Here is a 1,258-nt window from a genome sequence, read left to right as displayed (position 1 = left end):
ATTTGCGCCAAAGCTGCTGTTAATGCCTTTTGCTTGTCTCCACTCATGCCGTCAAACTCTGATGAGGCTGATTTCTTCTTATCATCCAAGGCCATTTTTTAATTCCTTTTCGCTATGTATTGGGCTTTTTCCCGAAGTTTCTGTACTTTTTAACAACTTAGAAGTCACTGTATATAAAAACAGTAGTATTTGCAAGAAACTTTTTTGACTCTATGGCTGATTTTTATCTAGGGTCACTCTTACGCGATCCCAATATAGGAAAAGTGGCATTGCAGCGCCCCAAATAATTGCTAAAAATATGAGGCCGCCTACCTGTCCTTGTGGCCCCCATGCTCCAGCACCCATTTGGATGCCTGCCTCATAAGACATTGGGCCTGCAATTGCACCTAATACTGCTGCCAGAATGGGTCTTCCACGCAGCCAGGATAGTGACCCGTTGATTGTGCTGGCAACCAAAGCCCAGAGTACCCACATCCAAACGGGTGACAAATAGCTGCTTGGCCAAGCATCCTCAAAGATTAAAAATCCTGATAAAGATACAAGTGAGTCAGCACTTACTCCGTATAAGGCCGCCTTTAATAATAGATTCATCTCCAACGATGGTTGATTGGAGCGTGCAATATGGATGGTCAGATAGAGTAAGGTAATGACAACAGGCCAAAACACCTGATGATTGGCGGCGCCAATAATGCAGGCAAACCAACCGAGCTGGAAAAGCACAAAGTTCCAAAATTTAGCCATCGCTTACGCCCAAGCAGTCACACCTAAGAAAAAGGCCACTGCCGCTGGGCAATGGCCTGAAGATATGGTGGCGAATCAGGGATTTGAACCCCGGACCTGCGGATTATGATTCCGTCGCTCTAACCAGCTGAGCTAATTCGCCGAAGCTGAGATTTTAGCTTATTTGACTAAGTCGATCAATTTATTTAGTGCGGTGAGAAAGCTTTTTAAAGACCTCTTTCACGAAAATCCAAAGAGCTGGCAAGCCCGGAATGACAATCATTGCCAGTGCCACTAGAGAGAAATTACTTTTCACCCAGGGATGATCGCCAATGAAAAAACCAAGGCTGGTCAAACTGCAAACCCAAACAATGCCGCCAATCACGTTATAGAAAACAAAGACGGAATAGCGCATATGCGCCACCCCAGCCACAAAGGGGGCGAAAGTACGAATAAATGGCATAAAACGCCCTAGAACAATGGTAATTGGTCCATATTTCTCGTAAAAAGCATGTGCCTTATCAAACGCATTCCGATT

2 protein-coding genes and 1 tRNA gene are annotated in these 1,258 nt (G+C 44.9%); all 3 read right to left on the bottom strand.

Annotated elements, in window-relative coordinates:
- Positions 1–210: 210 nt before the first annotated feature.
- A complete protein-coding gene (locus B7X71_RS17220; RefSeq protein WP_293601639.1) occupies positions 211–741 on the bottom strand; it encodes a DUF2878 domain-containing protein in 531 nt (176 codons plus the stop codon).
- 65 nt (positions 742–806) lie between these two features.
- Positions 807–883 (bottom strand) — tRNA-Met (locus B7X71_RS17215).
- A 39-nt stretch (positions 884–922) separates the two neighbouring features.
- Positions 923–1,258: VTT domain-containing protein (locus tag B7X71_RS17210; protein ID WP_293601638.1), on the bottom strand; the 336-nt coding region annotated here is incomplete at its 5' end.

The organism is Polynucleobacter sp. 39-46-10, assembly GCF_002282275.1.
The sequence above is the reverse complement of the archived record's forward strand: the minus strand, read 5'-3'. Positions and strand labels throughout refer to the sequence as shown.

Bases quoted from the DNA above. Each gene is read 5' to 3' on its own strand.
- B7X71_RS17220 (WP_293601639.1), bottom strand. From the start codon at position 741: ATGGCTAAATTTTGGAACTTTGTGCTTTTCCAGCTCGGTTGGTTTGCC.